16 protein-coding genes are annotated in these 17,271 nt (G+C 58.2%); 3 read left to right on the top strand and 13 right to left on the bottom strand.

All coding sequences use genetic code 11. The features are described 5' to 3' along the window. Positions 1-485: 485 nt before the first annotated feature. The 9 genes from rlmB to HMPREF2836_RS01440 all read right to left on the bottom strand — a co-directional run bounded on the left by rlmB (position 486) and on the right by HMPREF2836_RS01440 (position 8,946). Positions 486-1,472, bottom strand: a complete 987-nt coding sequence (gene rlmB, locus HMPREF2836_RS01400) for a 23S rRNA (guanosine(2251)-2'-O)-methyltransferase RlmB (protein ID WP_005507146.1) — start codon at positions 1,470-1,472, stop codon at positions 486-488. 95 nt (positions 1,473-1,567) lie between these two features. Continuing rightward, entirely contained in the window at positions 1,568-2,986 is a 1,419-nt protein-coding gene (gene cysS / locus HMPREF2836_RS01405; RefSeq protein WP_070629161.1) for a cysteine--tRNA ligase, read from the bottom strand. A gap of 82 nt (positions 2,987-3,068) precedes the next feature. Next, positions 3,069-3,551, bottom strand: a complete 483-nt coding sequence (gene ispF / locus HMPREF2836_RS01410; RefSeq protein WP_070629163.1) for a 2-C-methyl-D-erythritol 2,4-cyclodiphosphate synthase — start codon at positions 3,549-3,551, stop codon at positions 3,069-3,071. A 73-nt stretch (positions 3,552-3,624) separates the two neighbouring features. Then, positions 3,625-4,368 carry a 2-C-methyl-D-erythritol 4-phosphate cytidylyltransferase gene (gene ispD / locus HMPREF2836_RS01415; RefSeq protein ID WP_049358236.1) on the bottom strand — a complete coding sequence of 248 codons (744 nt, stop codon included), beginning with the start codon at positions 4,366-4,368 and terminating at the stop codon, positions 3,625-3,627. Between the two features lie 15 nt (positions 4,369-4,383). After that, a complete protein-coding gene (locus HMPREF2836_RS01420) occupies positions 4,384-5,067 on the bottom strand; it encodes a response regulator transcription factor (protein WP_005507150.1) in 684 nt (227 codons plus the stop codon). A 41-nt stretch (positions 5,068-5,108) separates the two neighbouring features. Continuing rightward, entirely contained in the window at positions 5,109-6,251 is a 1,143-nt protein-coding gene (locus HMPREF2836_RS01425) for a sensor histidine kinase (RefSeq protein ID WP_246822796.1), read from the bottom strand. Between the two features lie 167 nt (positions 6,252-6,418). Then, positions 6,419-7,156, bottom strand: coding sequence for a phosphoglyceromutase (locus HMPREF2836_RS01430; protein WP_005507152.1), 738 nt, complete (start codon positions 7,154-7,156; stop codon positions 6,419-6,421). Positions 7,157-7,377: 221 nt separating this feature from the next. Then, positions 7,378-7,695 carry a DUF2516 family protein gene (locus HMPREF2836_RS01435; protein ID WP_005509299.1) on the bottom strand — a complete coding sequence of 106 codons (318 nt, stop codon included), beginning with the start codon at positions 7,693-7,695 and terminating at the stop codon, positions 7,378-7,380. Positions 7,696-7,743: 48 nt separating this feature from the next. Beyond that, on the bottom strand, positions 7,744-8,946 hold the full coding sequence (locus tag HMPREF2836_RS01440) for a trans-sulfuration enzyme family protein (protein WP_070615670.1): 1,203 nt from the start codon (positions 8,944-8,946) through the stop codon (positions 7,744-7,746). A 159-nt stretch (positions 8,947-9,105) separates the two neighbouring features. On the opposite strand from HMPREF2836_RS01440, the gene tmk reads away from it, so the two are divergent. Beyond that, positions 9,106-9,822 (top strand): dTMP kinase, encoded by a 717-nt coding sequence (gene tmk / locus HMPREF2836_RS01445; RefSeq protein WP_083309141.1) that lies wholly within the window; start codon positions 9,106-9,108, stop codon positions 9,820-9,822. Beyond that, the gene (locus HMPREF2836_RS01450) at positions 9,819-10,958 is read left to right on the top strand and encodes a DNA polymerase III subunit delta' (RefSeq protein ID WP_070615667.1); all 1,140 of its coding nucleotides are present in this window, start codon (positions 9,819-9,821) and stop codon (positions 10,956-10,958) included. The genes tmk and HMPREF2836_RS01450 overlap by 4 nt, the downstream gene beginning before the upstream one ends. A 112-nt stretch (positions 10,959-11,070) precedes the next feature. Here HMPREF2836_RS01450 and HMPREF2836_RS01455 read toward each other — a convergent pair whose 3' ends face one another. From HMPREF2836_RS01455 to manA, 3 genes are all read right to left on the bottom strand, one after another. Further along, on the bottom strand, positions 11,071-12,426 hold the full coding sequence (locus HMPREF2836_RS01455) for a PFL family protein (protein ID WP_049357748.1): 1,356 nt from the start codon (positions 12,424-12,426) through the stop codon (positions 11,071-11,073). A 9-nt stretch (positions 12,427-12,435) separates the two neighbouring features. Next, on the bottom strand, positions 12,436-12,705 hold the full coding sequence (locus HMPREF2836_RS01460; protein ID WP_049357750.1) for an ACT domain-containing protein: 270 nt from the start codon (positions 12,703-12,705) through the stop codon (positions 12,436-12,438). A 299-nt stretch (positions 12,706-13,004) separates the two neighbouring features. Then, on the bottom strand, positions 13,005-14,192 hold the full coding sequence (gene manA, locus HMPREF2836_RS01465; protein ID WP_070629167.1) for a mannose-6-phosphate isomerase, class I: 1,188 nt from the start codon (positions 14,190-14,192) through the stop codon (positions 13,005-13,007). Positions 14,193-14,329: 137 nt separating this feature from the next. Here manA and HMPREF2836_RS01470 point away from each other — a divergent pair, with 137 nt between their 5' ends. After that, positions 14,330-15,736, top strand: coding sequence for a phosphomannomutase/phosphoglucomutase (locus HMPREF2836_RS01470; RefSeq protein ID WP_049357755.1), 1,407 nt, complete (start codon positions 14,330-14,332; stop codon positions 15,734-15,736). 156 nt (positions 15,737-15,892) lie between these two features. Here the strand turns inward: HMPREF2836_RS01470 and HMPREF2836_RS01475 are convergent, their stop codons facing one another. Then, positions 15,893-17,074, bottom strand: coding sequence for an FAD-binding oxidoreductase (locus tag HMPREF2836_RS01475; RefSeq protein ID WP_070615660.1), 1,182 nt, complete (start codon positions 17,072-17,074; stop codon positions 15,893-15,895). Positions 17,075-17,271: the final 197 nt, after the last annotated feature.

The following is a 17,271-nucleotide window of genomic DNA, read 5'->3' on the forward strand; positions in this document are numbered from 1 at the left end:
AGATGCCGAAATAGGTCTGCAACCCGAAATAGGGTGAAGTGGGACACAAATATGGGGGTTTAGGTTCATTCTGACTTGAACAGAGTACTAAAATGCCTAGTCAACGCAGGATAAGCCTCCCGAAAGTTCTTCAAAAAAAGTTTAAAAACCTTCAAAAGACCTCGAAAACCTGCAGAAGCTCCCTATAGAGCCCATATAGAAGGGCAGAAGAGCCCCTCAGCATCAAGAAGATAGGAAGAGAAGACGGGAAGAAAAGATGGGAAGAGGGGCTCCGCCCCTCCCCCATCTCTGTATTTCATACCGCCGTATTTCTGTACCGCTGCACTCCCCCGTTCTGCACCTCCCTATATATGAGCACCTACATATGGGGAGAGCGCAGAAGAGCACAGAAAAGGAGGGCACCCCCTCACGGGGGCGCCCTCCTTATTCAAGCTATGGGGTTCAAGCTACAGAGCTACAGGCTGTAGCTCGCTAGCTTCAAAACTTTAGTTCGCGGAAGCGCGACGACGAGAAACATCGTACAGAGTAATACCCACAGCCATCGCCGCGTTCAAAGACTCCATCGCAGAATCAATCGGAATCGACACAATCTGATCGCAGTTCTCAGTCACCAGGCGGGACAGACCCTTACCCTCAGAACCAACCACCACGCACAGCGGCTCATTCGCAAGCTCCAGAGCCGGCAACTCAATATCGCCGCCGCCATCCAGACCAATCACGAAAATACCCTGCTCCTTAGCCTGCTGAATCACGCGAGTCAGATTAGTCGCCATCGCAACAGGAATACGAGCAGCCGCACCAGCACTAGTCTTCCACGCACCAGCAGTCACAGCAGCCGAACGACGCTCAGGAATAATCACGCCATCACCGCTAAACGCGGACACGCTACGAATAATCGCACCCAAGTTACGCGGATCAGTAATACCGTCCAAAGCAACAAACAGCGGCGGAGTCGACAGCTTACCCGAGTGCCAACGCTCCATAGTATCCAGCACCAGGTCAGTCGCATCCGGGTACTTGTACGGCGGAATCTGCATCGCAACACCCTGATGCACAGAACCATCAGTCAAACGATCCAGCTCGCTACGCGGAATCTCCAGCATCGGAATATTGCGCTTATTCGCAATAGTCATGATCTCGCGAACGCGGTCATCAACCTCAACACGGCTCATGATGTACAAGTGCTTCGAGGGAATCTCAGTACGCAGAGCCTCAAGCACCGCATTACGACCAGTCACCAGCTCATCGCTAGCACGCTTACCGCCCAGACGAGTCTGGAACTTACGGTTCGTACCGGTAGCAGCACGACGCTCCGCCGCGCGCTTCATCTTATACGCCTTGTGATAAACGCGGTCCTCAGCCTTCGGAGTAGGGCCCTTACCCTCAAGCGCCTTACGACCGTGACCACCAGTGCCCTTAGTAGCACCCTTCTTCTTGCTGGTAGCGCCCGGGCGCGAACCTGCCTTAGCCATTCTTCTCTTCCTTCGTCAAAGTAATGAATACGAGTCTACGCGAGAGAAACCCGCACGACCTAAGCCTTACGCACAAACGCGGGGCACATCACCCTCTAGCCAACGCTCCAGCTCGAACCATTCGCGCCATCCTTCACCTGCACACCAGCAGACGCCAACAGATCACGCATCGCATCAGCCTTCGCCCAATCCTTCTGAGCACGAGCATCAGCGCGCTCCGCCAACACAGCCTGAATCAGCGCATCCAAAGCCTCATGCTCAGCACCCGAAGTGCCCTCAGCATTAAAGCTCATCAGCTGCGCCAGACCCAGAACCTCAGCCATAGCCATCACAGCATTCGCCGCCTCCGAAGCATCCTCACCAGCAGCAAGCGCCGCATTACCCGCACGAGTCTGCTCATGCAGAACCGCCAAAGCACGCGGAATATTCACGTCATCATCCATAGCCTCAGCGAAAGCCTCCGGAACCTCACGACCCGGCTTCAGCACTTCCTGAGTTGCAGCAAGGAACGCCTCAACGCGCTCAATAGCGGTTGCCGCCTCCTGCAGAGAGGACGGACGGTAATCAAGAACCGAACGGTAATGCGCACTACCCAGGTAATAACGAACCACCAGCGGACGGGCCATCTGCAGCATCTGCGCCGGCGAAATCGTATTACCGATAGACTTCGACATCTTCTCGCCCTCATAGGTGACCATGCCGTTATGCATCCAGAAGTTCGCGAAATCATCGCCAGCAGCAGTCGACTGCGCCAGCTCATTCTCATGGTGAGGGAAACGCAAATCCAAACCGCCACCGTGAATATCGAAACGCGAACCCAGGTACTTACCAGCCATCGCCGAGCACTCCAGATGCCAGCCAGGACGACCGCGACCCCACGGAGACTCCCACGAAGCAGTCAGCGGCTCACCCTCCTTATAACCCTTCCACAGGGCAAAATCGCGAGGGTCACGCTTACCGCGCGGATCAGCATCCACAGAATCCTGCATATCCTCAACGCTCTGATTCGTCAGCGCACCATACTTATCCCACGAACGCACATCAAAATACACATCACCAGAATCATCCAGCGCAGGATACGCGTGGCCACGATCAATCAGACGCTGAATCAGAGCAAACATCTCCGGAATATGACCGGTCGCACGCGGCTCATAGGTCGGCGGATCAATACCCAGCGCCGCATACGCCTGAGCAAAAACCTTCTCAAAACGGTACGCGAGCGCCCACCACTGCTCATTCGGGAATTCACCCTCAAAACCGGGCTCCATAGAATCAGCAGACTTCGCCAAAATCTTGTCATCAATATCAGTGACATTGCGGACCGTCGTCACCTTCAAACCGCGGTAACGCATCCAACGGCTCAACTGGTCAAAAACCAACGCCGAACGGATATGGCCCAGATGCGGTTCACCCTGCACCGTAGCACCACAATAATAGATACGCGCCTCACCGGGCACGACGGGCTCAAACTCGCGAATAGTCGCGGAAGCTGAATCATAAAAACGCATAGTCACACTCTCATTCTACGGGGTCGGCTCAGACGCCGGGGCGGTAAATCAGCGATAGGTTACAGAATGGCTCGAAGCAACCAAACACCTACGAACGCGGGTACACCAGCGCCGTCGCAATAGCAGCCACACCCTCGCCGCGGCCCGTCAAACCCAGACCGTCAGTAGTCGTCGCAATCACCGTCACCGGAGCACCCGCCGCCTCGCTCAGCACACGGTTCGCCTCATCACGGCGCGGAGAGAACTTCGGGCGGTTACCCACCAGCTGAACGCTCACATTACCAATCTCAAAACCAGCAGCACGCACAATCGCCGCAGCCTCAGAAAGAATACGAACACCAGAAGCGTCCTTCATATCCGGGCGGTCCACACCAAAATTAGAGCCCAAATCCCCCGTGCCGGAGGCAGCAAAAAGAGCATCAGCGGCAGCATGAGCCACCACATCACCATCAGAATGGCCGCTCAAACCACGCTCACCCGGCCAATGCAGACCAGCAATATACAGAGGAGTGCCCTCCTCACCAAAAGCGTGGACATCAACACCGGTACCAACACGAGGAATAACAGTCATCACAGGACCCTTCAACCGATCAAAAATCTTCTCAGCAGCAGTGCCTCCGCAAAAGAGGCGTTAGGAGGCAGGCTTAGGCAGCAGAATCACCAAACAGCGCGCGAGCAACCCGCAAATCCATCGGAGTCGTCACCTTAAACGCATCCGCATCACCGGCAACCGTCAACACCGGCTCACCCGCCGCCTCCATCGCCATCGCATCATCAGTCAACAGCTCAGCCTCCTCAGCAGGCAGGGAACGGCTACGCTCATGTGCCGCCAACAGGGCAGCCACCTCAAAACCCTGAGGAGTCTGCACCGCACGCATCTGCGCACGCGAAGGAGTACCCGTCACCAAACCAGCAGAATCCACAGTCTTCACCGTATCCACCACCGGCAACACAGGAATCACCGCACGCACAACACCCTGCGGGCTCGCAGAACCCAAACCCTCAAGCACGCGGTGATACACCTGCGGCGGAGTAAAAGCACGAGCGCAATCATGAATCAGCACATAATCCACCGGAACCTGCGCATCCTTCAAAGCATCCAACGCCGCAACCACCGAAGCAGTACGCGTATCACCACCGGCAGTAATCAACGCACCGGCACGGCGGGCATCCTCCAAAAGCTCCGGGCAACTCGCCGAACAATCAGCAGGAACAGTCACCACCACATGCTCAGCAACACCCGAAGCGAGCGCACCCTCCAACGCATAATCCAGCAGGGTACGACCATGCACACGCACAGCGGCCTTCGGGATCGGCTCACCCAGGCGAGTACCCGAACCAGCCGCCAAAACAATCACAGCAGTATTCGCCGCAGAAGCAGAACTCATCAGTCTCAAGCCCGCCTACGCCTCGAACTTATAGCCCAAGCCGCGAACCGTCACCACATACTGCGGGGCAGAAGAATCCGGCTCAATCTTCGAACGCAGACGCTTAATATGCACATCCAGGGTCTTCGTATCACCCACATAGTCGGCGCCCCACACACGCTCAATCAGCTGGCCACGAGTCATCACACGACCCACATTGCGCAGCAGAATCTCCAGGAGCTCAAACTCCTTCAGCGGCATAGAAATCTCTTCACCATTAACCGTCACCACATGGCGGTCAATATCCATACGCACCGGGCCGCCCTGCAGCACCGACTCAGTAGCAGAATCAGTCTCCGCCGAACGACGACGCAACACCGCGCGGATACGAGCAATCAGCTCACGCGCAGAATACGGCTTCGTCACATAGTCATCAGCGCCCAGCTCCAGACCCAGCACCTTATCCAGCTCAGAGTCCTTAGCGGTCAACATGATAATCGGGACCGAAGACACCTCACGCAGCTTACGGCACACCTCCATACCGGACATGCCCGGAAGCATCACATCCAGCAGCACCAAATCCGCGCCCTCGCGGTCAAACACCGGCAGAGCATCCAGACCGTTATCCACAACAATCGTCTGGAAACCCTCACGGCCCAGCAAAAACGCCAGAGGATCCGAGAGGGCCTCTTCGTCCTCAACAATCAGAATTTTAGACATCAATAATTTCCTTCGATTCCATAAAACCTATACCGCTAACACTACACTGCGACCGGAGCCTCATTCAGCGGCAACGCCAACGTAAACGTCGAGCCCTCCTGCGGCATCGAACGAACCGTCACGCTACCACCGTGCTGAGTCATCACATGCTTCACAATGCTCAAGCCCAAACCAGTGCCGCCCGTCTGACGCGAACGAGCCGGATCAACCCGGTAAAAACGCTCAAAAATACGCTTCTGCTCGTCCTCCGGGATACCCACGCCCTGATCAGCAACCTCAACCAGCAGCTGATCAGCCACACGATGCACCCAAATATCCACCTTCGTATGCTCCGGCGAATAACGCACCGCGTTCTCCACCAGGTTCTGCACAGCAATACCGAGCAGCTCGGCGTCACCGTACACCTCGGGCACCTCCTCGATGCGGGTAGAAATCTGAATGTCCTTCTCCTCCGCCACAATATGCGAACGGTCCACCGCATCAGTAACCAAAGAAGGCACCGACACCGGACCACCACGCGCAATCACATCGGTCGACTGCAGACGCGAAAGCTCAATAATGTCACGCACCAGCGCAGACAGGCGGCGCGTCTCCTTATGAAGACGCCCCACAAAATACTCAATCGCCTCCGGGTCATCACTCGCCTGCTCAATAGCCTCAGCCAACAGACTCACCGCACCCACCGGAGTCTTCAACTCATGCGACACATTCGCCACAAAATCATTACGCATACGCTGCACACGAGAAATCTCAGTGCGGTCATCCGCGAGCACCAAAATGTACTCGTCCCCCAGCGAAGCAACACGCACATCCAAGACCAGCGCCTCACCCTCACCGCGGTCAATCTCAAAAGTACGCTCCGCAAAAATACCGCGATGACGCACCGTGCGAATCATATCCGCCAACTCATCAGACGCCACCGTATGACCACGCACCAGACCCATCGCGTACGCACCCGGAGAAGCCTGAACCACGCCGCCCACCTCATCAATCACCAGGTAGGCGCGACCAATCACAGCAAGTACCTGAGCGGCACCATCACGCAGCGCCGGCGCCGACACCAAACTACGCTCCTGCTCCCGCTCACTACGCGCCACCGCATTCATGCTCAGGACGCCCACCAGCAGACCTATCATGCCCGCAATAAAGGCGATCAGACCGGCATCCATGTACTTCCCTTCCATTCGGGTACCCCATAAGTATAAATGTGGCCGATACCCAGCACTCAGGCGAATGCTCTTCTTCTCAGGCACGCTCCCCGTACAGAAACCTTGCAGACAACGCAATGAGCCGCCCACCTTACCGGTGAACGGCTCATCACAATGACAGGGGTGAAACCCTGCCGGAGGTATTACTTACCCTGGTTTGCTACGGCAGCAATAGCGTCCTTAGCAGCCTCGGGGTCCAGGTACTCGCCGGGCTTGACGGGCTGGAAGTTCTCATCCAGTTCGTAGTACAGCGGAATACCGGTGGGGATGTTCAGGCCAGCAATGTCCTCGTCGGAAATGCCCTCGAGGTGCTTGACCAGCGAACGCAGGGAGTTACCGTGTGCAGCAACCAGAACGGTCTTGCCTGCTGCGAGGTCGGGCTTGATGTCCGACTCCCAGTAGGGAAGCATACGGCCCAGAACGTCCTTCAGGCACTCGGTGCGAGGAGCGTTCTCGACATCCGCGTAGCGGGGGTCGTGTGCCTGCGAGTAGGGGTCGTTGTCATCCAGCGGGGGCGGCGGAACGTCGTAGGAACGACGCCAAGTCATGAACTTCTCGTCGCCGTATTCCTCGCGAATCTCGGACTTGTTCTTACCCTGCAGAGCGCCGTAGTGACGCTCGTTCAGGCGCCAGGTGCGCTTGACAGGAATCCACAGACGGTCTGCTGCATCCAGTGCAAGGTTTGCGGTGTTGATTGCGCGACGCTGCAGGGAGGTGTGAACAACATCGGGGAGGATGTTGCGCTCTGCCAGCAGCTCGCCGCCGCGCTTAGCCTCAGCGCGGCCCTTATCGGTCAGGTTAACGTCCACCCAGCCGGTGAACAGGTTCTTCTCGTTCCACTCGGACTGGCCGTGGCGCAGGAGTACTAGTTTGTAAGTCATACCTCTATTTTTTCATTTACCCGCCGGTTTGTCATGCCTTAGAGCCTAGAAAATATGCATTCTCCCAAAAATTTATAAGGGTCTTTTCTACCAGAACGAAAGGCTCAAAAACCCCGCCAGAAATAGGGAAAAGCCCCGCACACCATCCGACCGGGACAAACCCGTCAGACAGCGCACGAGGCTTCACCATCTATCGCACAAAGCGAGCGCACAAGCTAACGCTAGAAACGGCGGCGACCCACCGAAGGCCACACACCAGCCAAGAACACACAGCTAATCACAGCAGCAATCAGCTGAAGAATCAGTACAGTATTACCGCCGCCAGTCACCGCAGCAAAAACGCTAAACAGCGACACCGCAGCAGAACCACCGGTCAAAGCCAGCCACGTGTTCTTCGGGCGCTTACCGGCAAAATCGTACGCGTTCGCCGGAGACATCCACGCACGCACAAAAGCCAGCACACCAACCACAGCGCCGGCAACAGCCAGTAGCACATCGATAAGAGTGGTCACATAGATGACCAACAGAATAGGAGACATAGTATTCCTTAGAATCAGCAGCTTCTCTAGACAACCCTAGCAAAGTGCCTAGCGGACAACCTTAAAGGCCTCAACCAAGTCATTGTAAAGGTCATCCACGTTCTCAATACCTACCGACAGGCGCAGCAGGGATTCGGGAATCGAATCCGGCTCGTTACCGTGGCGACGACGACGCTCCACGAGAGACTCCACGCCGCCCAGAGAGGTTGCCGGGGTCCACAGCTTCAACGCCTCCACGACGTTACGGGCACCAGCCGCATCGGTATCCAGGGTGACGCACAAAATCGCACCGAAACCGTCCATCTGCTTCTTCGCAACCTCGTGGCCGCGGTCGCTCTCCAGACCCGGGTAACGCACCTCAGTCACGAAGGGGTGCTCGCTCAGACGCTCCGCCAGCACCTGTGCGTTCTGCACAGCACGTTCCACGCGCAGTGCCAGGGTGCGCAGGCCGCGCAGACCAAGCCATGCCTCCACGGGGCCGGGGATTGCGCCGTTGGTGATGCGGTGGTGCAGCATCGCCTTGTACAGTTCCTCATTCGAGGTGAGGGTCATGCCCAGCAGAACATCAGAGTGACCCGCCAGGAACTTCGTTGCAGAGTGAACCACAACGTCAGCACCCAAATCCAGGGGACGCTGCAGAATCGGGGTCGCGAAGGTGTTGTCCACCGCGGTCACAATGCCCAGGCGGCGAGCAGCAGAAAGCAGGGCAGGCAGGTCAGCGACCTCAAGCATCGGGTTCGTGGGGCTTTCCAGCCACGCCAGGACCTTCGGTGCCGAGTAGTTCACGTTCTCGGGAGTCACGCCGGCGCGGGATGCGGCATCCTCCATAGCGACGATAACGCTCTCGGTGTCTTCAATGTCCACACGAACGAGCTCAATGATGCCGCGGCGTTCCAAATCCTTGCACAGGGTCACCGATGCCATGTATGCGTGCTTCGGAATCAGCACAATGGAACCAACCGGCACCAGGTCGATGACGGCAGCAACGGCAGCCATGCCGGAGGGGAACAGCAGACCCGGCTGGGTAGCGTTCTCCAGCTTGGCAACAACCTCTTCCATGCCCTCCCAAGTGGGGTTCGAGAAGCGGGCGTACACGCGGTCCTGCTCAATGTTCACGGCGTCCACGCCGCGGTAGGTGGAAGAAAGAACAATCGGAGGGTTCACCGGCGCGTCATGCTCGTGTGCCGGGCGGCCGCCAGAGACGACGAAAGTCTCTGCGGAGTAATTCATGTCGTGGTTATCTGCACTCATGTCTTTAAGCCTGGCACACCCGCGCCCAGAACGCACGCCCGCACGGGTGACGGTACGCAGGATTTACATGTTTTTTACCTTGATACGCGCTCAATCCCACGCGGAGGTATCACCAAAACCGCACCGGTGCTGCTAAGAGACCCGGTACCCTTAAAGGTGATGGATACTCTCAGCTACACCCCCGATGCACAGAATCTTCCCGACGACCCGACCGGTCGCCGCGGGCTTTTTATCGTGGTCGAAGGAGGCGACGGCGCCGGCAAAACCACCCAGCTCGCCCTGCTGAATGAAGCACTCAGCGCCCGCGGATACCGTGTCATCACCACCCGCGAACCCGGCGGCACCGAGATCGGCGAGAAGCTGCGAGCCCTCGTCCTGGAAGCAGGTCAGGGCACCATTGACGACCGCACCGAGGCGCTAATCTTTGCGGCATCCCGCGCGGCTCACGCCTCCCAGCTGATTCGCCCGGCGCTCGCTGAGGGCGCCATCGTGCTCAGTGACCGCTATATTGATTCTTCCGCCGCGTACCAGGGTGTTGGCCGTGATCTGGGTATTGAAACCATCGTCGATTTGAGCCGCTGGGCTACCGCCGATCTGGTACCCGATGCAACCCTATTGCTGAGCGTGCCGCTGAGCGCCGAGCAGGAACGCATGGACCAGCGCGGCACCGTCGACCGTATTGAGGCTGAAGGCGCCGCGTTCAAGGCACGTATCCACGGTGCCTTCGAGCAGATTGCCCGCGAGGACGCTAACGGTTCACACCGCCTTATTGATGGTGTGGGAACGATTGAGCAGGTACACGCGCGCGTGCTCGAGGTGATTGAGCCTCTACTTGCCGCTCGCGAGCTGGTCCGCACCGGTAAGGAGGACTCATGAGCCTCTGGGATACCCTGCTGATTCCCGCCGATAAGCTCCAGCAACTACACACGGATGCCGCCGCCGCCCGCCCCACGCACGCTTGGCTTTTCACGGGCGCGACCGGTGCGCCTCACCGTGAGGCTGCAAAAATTTTCGCTGCCGCGCTACTGTGCGAGCAGCCCGACCCGCAGAACCGCGGATGCGGCCAGTGCAAGGGCTGCGTGACCGTCATGAACGGTTCGCACGCAGATTTTACGCACTTTAGTACCGAGGCGACGTACATCAGCATTGATGAGGCGCGCGAGCTGGTCATGAAGGCTCAGGACCGCCCGACCGTGGGTCGCTGGCGCGTGATTCTGGTGGAGGACACCGAGCGCATGCCGGAGCGTACCTCCAATGTGTTGTTGAAGGCGATTGAGGAGCCGCCGCCGCATACGATTTGGTTGTTGACGGCGCCCTCCCCCACCGATGTGCTGGTGACGATTCGTTCGCGGTGCCGTCCGGTGCAGTTGCCGGTTCCTACCGATGCGCAGGTGCACGAGTATTTGTTGGCGCACGGTGTGGTGGATCCTTTGGCGCAGCGTGCGGCGCGTCTGGCTCTGGGTGATGCGCAGGAGGGGTACCGTTTGGCGACCGATGAGCAGGCGATGGCTCGTCGGGAATTGATTACCTCCCTGATTCTGAATGTTCGTTCTATTTCTTCGGCTTTCAACGCAGCAGAGAAGCTCACCGACCTTGCCGACCAGGACGCACAGGCTGTCTCTGCTCTCAAGGATGAGCAGGAACGCCAGGAGCTTCTGGCTCTGCTGGGTATTCGCGAGGGTGAGCGTGTTTCTCCGTCCTTGCGAGCGCAGGTTCGCCGCCTGGAGGAGCAACAGAAGCGCCGCGCTAAGCGTGTTTCCTCCGATACGCTGTTGCGTTCTGTGGCTCAGGTTCAGACGGTTCTGCGTGATGCGTTGACGGTGGCTCTGTCTGCGCAGGCTCCGCTGGTCAATGAGCATTTGCGAGAGCCTCTGGAGGCGTTCTGCACCCGCCGTTCCGCCCAGCAACTGCTGGAGGATGTGCAGGCGGTCGAGCTGACTCTGCGTCGCCTGAAGACAAATGCGAATGCGCGTCTGGCGCTTGAGGCGTTGATGAGCCGCTTCGTGTACTAGAAACGCTCGAACAAGCGTCTTTGGATCTTCAATACAACACAAAATGGGGAGGCACCGAAGAGATGATCTTCGGTTCCTCCCCATTTCTATTGGTTCGCAGTGCCCTTAGAGGTTAGTTGCGGAAACCGTGAACCGGCGACGGAATACGACCGCAGCGGGCGATGAACGCCTCCGCGCTGGGGGTGTGGGTGGGCATGACGGGTGCTCGACCGAGCAGGCCGCCGAACTCAACCATGTCGCCTACGCCCAGACCAACCGCCGGGATGACGCGGACCGCGGTGGTCTTGTGGTTCATCACACCGATTGCTGCTTCGTCGGCAATCATTGCTGCGAGGGTGGCGGCGGGGGTATCGCCGGGAACCGCGACCATGTCCAGACCCACCGAGCAGATGGCGGTCATCGCTTCAAGCTTGTCGAGGCTGATGTGTCCGGCGGCTGCGGATTCAATCATGCCGATGTCCTCAGAGATCGGGATGAAGGACCCGGAGAGGCCACCGACGTTCGAGCACGCCATGAGGCCGCCCTTCTTCACCGCGTCGTTGAGCAACGCGAGGGCCGCAACAGTGCCGTGGGTACCGACGGTTTCCAGACCCATCTCTTCGAGGATGTGTGCGACCGAGTCGCCAATCTCTGCGGTGGGTGCCAGAGAGAGGTCGATAATGTTGAACTGCACGCCAAGGCGTTCAGCGGCGAGGGTACCGACCAGTTGACCGACGCGGGTAATCTTGAAGGCTGCCTTCTTGATTTCTTCGGCGCAGGTGTCAAAGGATTCGCCGCGGACCTTCAGCAGGGCGCGGTGTACCACGCCGGGGCCAGAGACACCTACGGAGATGGTGGTGTCTGCCTCCTGCACGCCGTGGAATGCGCCCGCCATGAAGGGGTTGTCGCTGACGGCGTTCGCGAAGACGACGAGCTTGGCGCAGCCGAAGCCGTGTGCGTCCGCGGTCAGGTCTGCGGTGGCGCGGATGGTTTCACCCATGAGCTTGACGGCGCTCATGTTAATGCCGGCGCGGGAAGATCCAATGTCTACGGAGGAGCAGACCACATCGGTTTCTGCGAGCGCTCGCGGGATGGAGCGAATCAGCTTTTCATCAGCGGGGGTCATGCCCTTATCGACGAGAGCGCTGAAGCCACCAACGAAGTTCACGCCGACTGCCTTAGCAGCTGCGTCGAGGGTGCGGGCGAACTCCACGTAGTCCTCATCGTTGGAGGCGCCTGCCACCAGTGCGATGGGGGTGACGGCGATGCGCTTGTTGACAATCGGGATGCCGAGTTCGGCTTCGATACCTTCGCAAACGCTGACGAGGTTTGCCGCGCGGCTGGTGATCTTGTCGTAAATCTTGCGGCGGGCTACTTCGCCGTCGGAGTCGGCGCAGTCGAGCAGGGAGATGCCCATGGTGACGGTGCGAATGTCGAGCTTCTGCTCCTCGATCATTCGGATGGTTTCAAGAATATTGTCATTCATCATGGTGGCTGCCTAGATGGTGTGCATTGCCTTGAAGATGGATTCTGCCTGGATGCGAATCTGGACCTTCTGTTCGTGTTCGACACCGGTCATGGCTTCCTGCAGGTCGATGAGGTTCTGCTGGGTTTCGTCGAAGGAGCAGTGCATGATCATGGTGAAGTATTCGCCCATGATGGTCTGGGAGACGTCAAGGACGTTGACCTTGCGCTCGGCGAGGGTTGCGGTCACGGCGGCGATGATGCCTTCGTGGTCGATGCCTGTGACAGTGAGGATAATCTTCACGGTGTTCTCCTAGTGGTTTGGGGCTGCGTACCCAATGAAGAGGTGCATAAAGGCACAGGTATACGCATATTTATAAGAGCAATTATAGGTTACCCAGAACACACTGTGTAAGGTAGACACAAAAATATCCCCTGCATCCCATATTCGGGGCATAAAAAATCCACGCCTTCCCGGTCTGAATAAATACAGGGAAGAACGTGGATTCTTTATTATGTGCCAGTCTTGAAGTATCTTTCGACACTCCTTATATCTGGCTAGATTATAACTGTCTAGAAGTTTTAGTTATCGAGGATTATTTCCTAAACATAAGAAGCAATGTACAGCTCGCCATTACCGCTCAGGGTTGCCTCGGAGGGCTCACCCACGTGCAGTACCGACTCGGTGGCGCCCAGCACGAACTCTTCGGTGCCGTTGCCGTCTGCCGCGTGAATGGTGATTTCACCGGATACGCTCAGTGCGGCACTAATACCCTCGAAGGTGTATTCCTGCGGCTTGCCCTCTTCAACGCGGATGCGGGTTACGCTCATGCGCTCATCCCACATGGCATAGGTGCCCACGGGTGCGTTATCGGGGGTGGGTCGCTGAATCACGGGGGCGTCCTGGCTTTCGCCGAGAACCTTGATGAGCTCCTCGGTGTCGATGTGCTTTGCGGTCAGACCCGCGCGCATCACGTTATCGGAGGGGTTCATCAGCTCAATGGCGGTACCGGAGACGTAGGCGTGCACCTGGCCGTCGGGGGTGAATGCGGATTCGCCGGGTGCCAGGTGCACCAGGTTCATGACGAATGCGACGAGCAGGCCGCGGTCGCCGGGGTACTTGCCGGCAACAATCTGTACGAGCTCGGCGGCGTCAGCAATGAGCGCGTTTTCGGAGCCGGTCAGCTGTGCTGCCACCTCGACGAGCTGTTCAACAGCGGTTGCGGCAGCGTCTTCGGGCATGCGAATAATCTCGGTCAACAGCTGCTTGGGGGTAAGCTCCACGCGCTCTGCCAGCCAGTCAGCCTTGAATGCCTTCGCCAGTTCTGCCAGCTGTTCGGAGGTCCGCACACCGGTGAGCACGCGCATCTGGGTCAACGCGATGACGGTTTCGGGCTTGGAGTAGCGGTCCTTGTAGTTGCGGTGCGGCGCGTCAATCGCGATGCCGCGTGCCTGCTCGTCCTCGAAACCAGCGATAGCCTGCTCGGGGGTGGGGTGCACCTGAATGGACAGCGGCGCATCAATCGCAAGAATCTTAAAGAGGAAGGGGAACCAGTCGGAGGTACGGTCCGGGCGCAGGAAACGGGAGGGGTTCTCCACAATCAGCTCGTTGAGCGGGGATTCAGTGCCATCAACGGTGGCACGGGAAGGTGCAGCCGGATGCGCGCCAACCCACACCTCAGCCTCAGGCTGTTCGGTGGGGACAGGCACGCCACGCATGCGTCCGAGAATTTCGCGGGAGCCCCACGCATAATTCTGAATCTGGTTTTTTAGGGAAAAAATCTCACCCATGGGGGAAAATACCTCTCGACGTGAGTTGTTTGAAGCAAGTGACGTGATAAAAAACCCATACATTCAGCAGAATTTATAAGGTTTTACCTGCCCATTATAGAGGCTAATTACACTTCTTTACCGCTAAAATAAAAGGCGTGACTACTATTAATCTACATGACTCATTCAAAGCGTACGACGTGCGTGGCATTGTCGGCGAGACCATTACCGCAGAGACTGTTCGTGCCACTGGCGCGGCTTTCGTAGATATTCTGGGCCTGGAGGGCCAGACCATCCTGGTCGGTGGCGACATGCGCCCCTCCTCCCCCGAATTCATGGATGCATTCGCCCAGGGTGCAACCGCTCGCGGTGCAAATGTTGAGAAGATCGGCCTGATCTCCACTGACGTTCTGTACTTCGCATGTGGCGTTGAGAACGCTGCCGGTGTTACCTTCACCGCTAGCCACAACCCCGCAGAGTACAACGGCATGAAGATGGCTAAGGCTGGCGCTGTTCCCCTGTCTTCCGAGTCCGGTCTGTTCGATATTCGCGATCTGGCTCAGAAGTACCTGGATTCGGGCGAGATTCCTTCGGTGGAGAAGGTCGGCACCGTTTCTGAGAAGGACATTCTCAAGCCTTACGCAGAGTACCTGCGCAAGCTGGTTGATCTGTCTTCCATCCGCCCCCTGAAGGTTGTTGTTGACGCTGGTAACGGCATGGGTGGTATGACCACTCCCGCTGTTCTGGGCGACACCATCCTGCCGGGCCTGCCCCTGGAAATTGTTCCCCTGTACTTCGAGCTGGACGGTACCTTCCCGAACCACCCGGCTAACCCGCTGGAGCCGGCTAACCTGGTTGACCTGCAGAAGGCTGTTGTTGAGCACGGTGCCGACATTGGTCTGGCATTCGACGGCGACGCTGACCGCTGCTTCGTCATCGACGAGAAGGGCGAGCCCGTTACTCCTTCGGCTGTGACCGCTCTGGTTGCTGAGCGCGAGATTGCTCGTGCGAAGGCTGAGGGCAATGAAGAGCCCGTCATCATTTACAACCTGATTACTTCGAAGGCTGTTCCTGAGCTGGTTGAGAAGCTGGGCGGCCGCGCAGTGAAGACCCGCGTGGGCCACTCCTTCATCAAGGCTGTCATGGCTGAGGAGAACGGCGTTTTCGGTGGCGAGCACTCCGCTCACTACTACTTCAAGGACTTCTTCAACGCAGACACCGGCATGCTCGCTGCAATGCACGTGCTGGCTGCTCTGGGTGGCGGCGACAAGCCCCTCTCCGAGATCAGCGCGAAGTACTCCCCGTACGTTGCTTCCGGTGAGATTAACTCCGAGCTGGAAGACAAGGCTGCAGCTGTGGACCGCGTTCGTGCACACTACGCTAACGCTCCCGTGGTTGTTGAGGACTCTGACGGCACCACCTTCACCAACACCGAAGAGGGTTGGTGGGTTAACCTGCGTCCTTCGAACACCGAGCCTTTCCTGCGCCTGAACCTTGAGGCACCGGATGTTGCGACTATGGAGCGCGTCCGTGACGAGGTTCTGGCTCTGGTTCGCCAGGGCTAAGCGCTAGCTAGCTACTAAAAAGTCCCGCCCCGCAGATTCGTCTGCGGGGCGGGACTTTTTAGTTTGAGTTCTAAAAACCCGGCTAGGTTCTTCTGTCTAAGAGGAGAACCTAGCCGGGTTTAAGGAACCTAGCGGACGAGCCGGCTTACGGGGTTTTTACGCTTCGCGAGCCTGGTCGTGGAGCATCCACTGGTCGGGGCCGAAGATCTCGTAGTTGATGTTCTTGCCGGGGACGCCTGCCTCCACCAGTGCGGAGCGTACGCCCTGCATGAAGGGCAGCGGGCCGCAGAGGTAAACGTTAGCGTCGGAGGGCACGTCCAGCTTGGACACGTCAACACGGCCGGCGAAGTCGCCGCCCTCACCCTCGATGAACGAGATGAGGCGTGCGTTGGGCAGCTTGTTGACGAGCTCGGTGAGCTCTTCGCGCAGGGGCCAGGTGTCCAGGCTACGGTCCGCGTGAACTACGGTTACGGGGCGCTGGGAGCCCTTCTCAATCAGCTCGGAGAGGAAGCTGAGCATGGGGGTGGTGCCGATACCTGCGGAGAAGAGGTACAGGGGTGCCTCGGGGTTGCCGAAGCCTTCCAGGGTCAGGTCACCGTAGGGGTTGGAGATCTCGACGACGTCGCCGATCTTCAGTTCGTGCAGGATGGAGGTCATCTCGCCGTTGGGGTCGAGCTTCACACCGATGCGGCGCTGGTTCTTTTCGCTGGGCAGCAGGGTGTACTGGCGTGCCTGGCGCAGACCGTCACGTGCGGGAACTACGATGGAGATGTACTGGCCGCCCTTGGACTCGGTCATGGGGGTTTCGTCGGCGGGCTCGAAGGTCAGCACGACGACGTTCTCGCCGGTCTCCTTGCGGTCAACGAGCTTGAAGGGCGCGAACATGACGTCGTTTGCCTGGGAAGCGTACAGGCCCTTCTCCAGCTTGATGAGGGCGTTGCCCATGAGCCAGTAGACCTCGGTCCATGCCTCAACGATTTCGGGGGTTGCCAGATCGCCGAGGTTAGCGGCGATTGCCTCGAAGAGGTACTTGTAGACGGTGGGGTACTCTTCTTCCTTCAGGCCCAGGGAGGCGTGCTTGTGAGCAACGCGGGAGAGGACTTCGTCGGGGTAGGAGTCCGGGTGCTCAACGATGTAGGAAGCGAACACAGCGATGGAGCCTGCAAGTGCGCGGGGCTGGGTGCCTTCGAGCTGGGAGGAGCGGGAGAACATGCCGTCCATCAGGTCGGGGCGAGCGGCGAACATTCGACGGTAGAAGTCGGGGGTGATGTCGTTGATGCGCTCAGCAATGATGGGCAGCGTTGCCTCAATAATGGGGCGGGACTTCTCGGAGAGCATGTCTTGCCTTCTTCCTGTGTGGTCACCTGGTCGTTGTGATGATGCCCTTGATATGTGTGATGCTGGGGCGTTCACTCGGACAGCTCAGTTGGTGACGAAGTGTTTATAAAGCACCCTTACCGTAGCATTTTGCGGGGTGCTTGCGCTGTGTGCAGGTCATGCTCTGAGGGTTATTTGGCACTGTGGATGCGACTTAT

This window comes from Rothia sp. HMSC065C12 (assembly GCF_001812085.1).
Lineage (GTDB): Bacteria > Actinomycetota > Actinomycetes > Actinomycetales > Micrococcaceae > Rothia > Rothia mucilaginosa.